At 73.8% G+C, this 5,415-nt stretch carries 4 protein-coding genes; 1 reads left to right on the top strand and 3 read right to left on the bottom strand.

What is annotated here, in order from left to right; translation table 11 throughout:
* Nucleotides 1-1,140: 1,140 nt before the first annotated feature.
* The gene (locus GTW40_RS15855; RefSeq protein WP_161180835.1) at nucleotides 1,141-1,623 is read left to right on the top strand and encodes a DUF456 domain-containing protein; all 483 of its coding nucleotides are present in this window, start codon (nucleotides 1,141-1,143) and stop codon (nucleotides 1,621-1,623) included.
* Nucleotides 1,624-1,642: 19 nt separating this feature from the next.
* Here GTW40_RS15855 and GTW40_RS15850 read toward each other — a convergent pair whose 3' ends face one another.
* The 3 genes from GTW40_RS15850 to GTW40_RS15840 all read right to left on the bottom strand — a co-directional run bounded on the left by GTW40_RS15850 (nucleotide 1,643) and on the right by GTW40_RS15840 (nucleotide 5,353).
* Nucleotides 1,643-2,527, bottom strand: a complete 885-nt coding sequence (locus tag GTW40_RS15850) for a GDSL-type esterase/lipase family protein (protein WP_343245713.1) — start codon at nucleotides 2,525-2,527, stop codon at nucleotides 1,643-1,645.
* Between the two features lie 442 nt (nucleotides 2,528-2,969).
* Nucleotides 2,970-4,343, bottom strand: coding sequence for a DNA-3-methyladenine glycosylase 2 family protein (locus GTW40_RS15845; protein WP_202485953.1), 1,374 nt, complete (start codon nucleotides 4,341-4,343; stop codon nucleotides 2,970-2,972).
* A gap of 192 nt (nucleotides 4,344-4,535) precedes the next feature.
* A protein-coding gene (locus GTW40_RS15840) for an IS5 family transposase (protein WP_343245599.1) occupies nucleotides 4,536-5,353 on the bottom strand; the annotation gives its coding sequence in 2 pieces (ribosomal slippage) (nucleotides 4,536-5,017 and nucleotides 5,017-5,353; 819 coding nt in all).
* Nucleotides 5,354-5,415 lie beyond the last annotated feature (62 nt).

Genomic DNA, 5,415 nt, shown 5'->3' with positions numbered 1-5,415 from the left:
TCGCCGGGTGAGGGGCGTCGGGGGCTGGGGTCGGGGTTTCGGGCGCGGGTGACGGGTCTGGGACCGGGGAGTCTCCGGGACGACCTCGGTCGGCGTACGGGGTTTCGGGCGCGGGTGAGCGGCCGGGCGCCGGGGAGCGCTTGGGGCGGCCTCCGTCCGCGTACGGGATTACGGGCGCGGGTGAGTGGCCCGGCTCCGGGCGGTGTCCCTGGACTCCGAGGTGGACGGTGCCGGGGTCGGCGTCCGGGGGCTGCGGCGGAGGTGTCCGGTCGGGCTTCGGGGGGTGCGCGGGGAATCCCGGGCGGATCGTCCCGGGGTCGGTATCCGGAGGCTCCGAGCCGGGTGCCGGGGCGGGCTCCGAGGTGTGACCGGGAAGTCCCGTACGGGGCGTCGTACCGGGCTCGGACGGCTGGGCGTTCTCCGGGGAAGGTTCGGGGCGTCCCGGATGGACCGCCCCGGGTTCCTCGGACGCGGTCGCGGACGCGGGCCAGCCGGGCATCGGCGGGAAGGTGGGGCGCGGGCCGCTCTCGGACTCGGGAGGCGTCCAGGGCGGTGCCGCGTCGGTCGGTGGAGCAGGGTCGGGAGCAGGGCCGAGGCCGGAGTCGAGGTCGGGGTCGGTTCGCTGGCCGGGGATGGGGTCGAAACGGTCCTCGGTGTCCGGGACGACGTCAGAGTCGAGACCCCGACCCCCTTCAGGGCTGGACCCCTGCAACCCGTCCGAGTCCCCCCGCTGTCCCCGCTGCCCAGGTAACGGAACCCGCACCCCCTCCCCCTCACCCCCGGAGGGACCCGCGTCCCCCGCCGGAGCCGACACCGTGTTCTTCGCCGAGGCGAAGCGGTCGTCCAGGGAATCGGGCGCGGCCGTGGGGCCGGTGTCGTCGGCCGATTCGTCGTACAGCTGCCCCCACCAGTCGTCGTCACGACGGGCGGGCCTTCCCCCCTGCTGGCTCATGCCCTTGATTCTCACCGCAGGGGCGGTACGAAAACGGGGCATCGGAGAAATCCGGCGCTCCCACCCATCTCGAACGGCCTATCGAGTGAATGAGTGGACGACAGTACGAAAATCTGCCGCTCGCCGGGAGGGGTACCGCCCGCCCGCCGTGACCTGCGTTCCTCCCTCTTCTCCGGCACCCTGGGCAGATGGGAGCGTGGGAACTCCTGCTGGTCGGTCTGGTCATCGCACTGGGCGTGTGCGGTGTGCTGGTGCCCGGCGTGCCGGGGTCGTGGCTGGTGTGGGCCGGGGTCCTGTGGTGGGCGCTGACCAGCCACGAGCCGGTTTCATGGGCCGTACTGGTCGGCGCCACGGTCGTCCTGCTGCTCTCCCAGGTGGTGCGCTGGGTACTGCCCCCGCGCCGTCTGCGCGAGAGCGGTGCCACCCCCCGTATGGCGGTGTACGCGGGCGTCGGCGGCGTACTCGGCTTCGTCCTGCTCCCCGTGGTGGGCGTCGTACCCGGCTTCATGGGCGGCATCTACCTCGGCGAACGGCTCAGGCTCGGCCGCCACGGCGAGGCGATGGCCGCACTCCGCACGGCGATGCGCTCCGGCGGCTCCAGCGTCCTGGCGGAGTTCTTCGCCTGTCTGCTGATCGCGGGAGCGTGGCTGGGCGCGGTGCTGTGGGGCTGACGGGCCGCGACTCAGCCGCTCACCGCCACCGCTCCAACGCCTTGCCGACAGCCGACGCCACCGCGGCCATCCCGTCGTCGTCGAAGTGCAGATGATCACCGGGGTCGTACCGGGGCGACAGCCGCCCCGCGTCAGCCGGATCACGCAGCGCGGCGTCCGCGTCCGCCACCGCGTCGAAGACACCCCTCTCGCGGATGAACGCGTTCACCCGCTGCCGTACCCCCTCCCGCGCCGCCGAATACGCGGGATGACCCCGATACGGCGTCAGGGTCACCCCGACGACCCGGATGCCCCGGGCGTGGGCACGGGCGACGATCGTGCGGTAGGCCGCCGCGTAGGCGTCGGGGTCGGTGGCCGCCGGGGTGCCGTTGATGTCGTTGACGCCCTCGAAGAGGACGAGGAACCGCACCCCGGCGCGGTCGAGCGCGTCCGTGTCAAGGCGGGCGAGGGCGCTCGGCGCCGTACCGTCGCGCAGCAGGCGGTTGCCGCCGATGCCCGCGTTGAGGACGCCGAGGCGGTGGCGGCGCAGCCGGTCGGCGAGCAGGTCGGGCCAGCGGTGGTTGGTGTCGGGGGTGGACCCGGTGCCGTCCGTGAGGGAGTCCCCCAGGGCGACGACGCTGCCGCGCGTGGTGGCGCGTACGTCGACGCCGGTGACGTAGTACCACCGGCTGACGGCCTTCGCCGTGTACGCCGTGTCGTCCTCGTCGCCCGCGTGCCCCGCGCCGTCCCGGGCGACATAGCTGGTCTGCAGGGCGGTGCGATGCTCGGTCGCCGGTCCGCAGTCGTCGGGGACGAACACGGTGACCAGCAGATCGGCGGCGGCACGCACCGTCAGCCGCACCGGGTCACTGAGCAACTCCCGGCCGGCCGGAACGACGACGGTACGCCCACCCCGGAACGTCACGACCCTCATACTCCCCGCCACAGCCCCCGCCCCGCTCCCCCGCCGCACCGCGACGGTGACCGCCCCGACCCGCAGCGGCGCGACCCCGAACCGATTACCGATCCGCACCCGCAACGCGCCACCCCCGACACTGAGATGAACGACGTTCCGCACGGCGGCCCCGGGCAGCCCGGCGGTCGTCCCGGAGGGCGCGGCTTCCCAACTGCCGGTCCAGGAATGCCCCGTACCGCCGGGAACAGCGGCCGAGGCCGTGCCCGGCACCAGGGCAAGGAGTACCGCCGCGAGCCCCCGCACGACCTTGCCCACGCATGCCCGCCCTTCGCAGCCGTACCGTCACGGCCGACCGTCCCACACGCACGGCACGCCCGGTCGGCAACAGCACCAGCACCCCACCCGCTCGGCTCAACACCCGCCCGGACGGGCGGAGATGAGGACGGCCGTTTCAGACCTCCCCCGCCACCCGCAAGTGCTGGACCGCGTACGTACGCCACGGCCGCCAGCCCGCCGGAGCCTCGATGTCGGGCGGGGCCACATCGGGGTCGCCCAGGGCGCGGGTGCGCAGGGTGGTGATGGTGGCCGGGGTCAGGCCGGGGAGGTTGAGCAGGGTTCGCTCGGCGTGGGCGCGGTCGGTGCCGGGGTCGAGGTGGAGGGTGCCGTCGGCCAGGGCGGTGGCGAGGGCGCCGAGGGGGCCGGGGGTGCCCGCCAGGGCGGCGGGGTCGGGGAAGAGGTGGGTCAGGGTGCCGCTGGAGGCGTCCAGGGTCTTGCCGTAGCGGCACACCAGGCGGGCCACGGCCTCCGGCGGCCCGGCGAGGGCGCGGGAGGCGGCCTCCAGCGGGTCGACGGTGCCGGGTACGCGCAGGCCGGGGCGGGCGGCGACCAGTGGGGCGAGGCGGGGGTCGGCGGCGAGGCGTTCGTCGACGGCGTACGGGTCGGCGTCGAGGTCGAAGAGGCGGCGCAGCCGGTGTACGGCGGCCGTGAGGTCGCGGGGGTCGGTGAGGTGCACGCGCGCGTCGAGCCAGCCGCCGGGGTGCGTGCCGCCGGTCGCCGTCTGTCTGCGGCCGCGCTCGCGCACGACGGCGACGCCGGTGCCGTACGGCAGCCGCAGGGTGCGCCGGTACACCCGGTCGCCCGGCGTGCCCTCGACCTCCTCGACACCGGGTACGGCCTCGCGCGCGAGCTGGTCGAAGACCGGGCCGTACTGGTACGGGCCCCGGTGGGCGAGGCGCAGCGGGACACCCGTGCCGGGGGCGGCGCGGCGGGCGGGGGCCGCGTCCCGCACCTGGGTCGGGGTGCGGGCGTAGACCTCGCGGACCGTGTCGTTGAACTGGCGCACGCTGCTGAAACCGGCGGCGAAGGCGATCTCGGTGACCGGCAGGGAGGTGGTCTGGAGCAGTACCCGCGCGGTGTGCGCCCGCTGCGCGCGGGCGAGGGCCACGGGTCCGGCGCCGAGTTCGGCGGTGAGCTGGCGCTGCACCTGGCGGGTGCTGTAGCCGAGCCGGGCCGCGAGGCCGGTGACGCCCTCGCGGTCCACGACCCCGTCGGCGATCAGCCGCATCGCCCGCCCGGCCACGTCCGCCCGCGCGTCCCACTCGGCCGACCCCGGCACGGCGTCGGGACGGCACCGCCGGCAGGCCCGGAACCCCGAGCCCTGCGCGGCGGCGGCCGTGGCGAAGAACCGCACGTTCTCCCGCTTCGGGGTCACGGCGGGGCAGCTCGGGCGGCAGTAGATCCCGGTGGTCCGCACGGCGAAGAAGAACACCCCGTCGAACCGTCCGTCCCGGCCCCGCACCGCCTCGTACCTGCTGTCCTCGTCCATCACGCTTCCAGTGTGGGGCGGGGGGAGGGGGTGGGGCCAGCGGGAATCGGACATGGGGATGGGGCCCCTAGGGGCGACCCTGAGGACGTACTTCGAGGGCGACCTTAAGGGCTCGCGCCTGGGGCCCCATCCCCTAGGGGCACTCCGTATCCCCTAGGGGTGCCCCCGCCTACGGCCATCCCCTTAGAGGTCCTAACAAAGGCGTTGGATGTGTCGGTGAGTGATCAGGCAGGTGGCGAGACCGAGGAAGGCCTCGTGGATGTCGTCGCGTCGCTCCCAGCGGATCCGCAGGCGGCGAAAGCCGTGCAGCCAGGCGATGGTGCGCTCGACGACCCAGCGGAAAATGCCCAGGCCAGAGCCGTGTTGCACGCCTCGCTCAGCGATGACCGGGCGGATGCCGCGCTGCCACAGTAGGCGCCGGTATTTGTCGTGGTCGTAGCCGCGGTCGGCAAGCAGCGTGTCGGGTCGATGTCTGGGGCGGCCGACGACGCCGGCAACCGCCGGGATCTTGTCGAGCAGGGGCATCAGCTGGGTGACGTCGTTGCGGTTTCCACCGGTCAGCGACACCGCGAGCGGGATGCCCTGGCCGTCGGTGAGAACGTGGTGCTTGCTGCCCGGCCGTGCGCGATCGACCGGGCTGGGACCGCTTTTGGGCCCCGTCGAGCGGCCCGGACGTGGGAGGAGTCGATCACCGCCCGGGACCAGTCCAGCTTGTTCGCCGCCCGCAGCTTCTTCAGGAGCACCAGGTGCAGTTCGTCCCACACGCCGGCCTCGTTCCACGCGGCGAGGCGCCGCCAGCAGGTCATGCCCGAGCCGAAGCCCAGTTCCTGCGGCAGGTACTCCCACTGGATGCCCGTGTGCAGGACGAACAGGATCCCGCACAGCGCCTGCCGGTCCGGGACTCGCGGTCTGCCCTCGACCAGCTTCGGACCCGGCACGGGCAGCAACGGCTCGATGAGCGACCACAGTTCGTCCGAGACGATCCAGGGCCGCGACTGACGTTTCCCCACGATCGGACCAACGACCAGCCAATCCGAAAGTCACATGATCAACGGCTTCTGTTAGGACCTCT

It is taken from the genome of Streptomyces sp. SID4985 (genome assembly GCF_009863025.1).
Taxonomy (GTDB): domain Bacteria; phylum Actinomycetota; class Actinomycetes; order Streptomycetales; family Streptomycetaceae; genus Streptomyces.
This window is presented reverse-complemented; position numbering and strand designations above follow the sequence as displayed.

Excerpts from the sequence above, each read along its gene's own strand:
- GTW40_RS15845 (WP_202485953.1), bottom strand. The coding sequence starts at position 4,343 with ATGGACGAGGACAGCAGGTACGAGGCGGTGCGGGGCCGGGACGGACGG.
- GTW40_RS15855 (WP_161180835.1), top strand. The coding sequence starts at position 1,141 with ATGGGAGCGTGGGAACTCCTGCTGGTCGGTCTGGTCATCGCACTGGGC.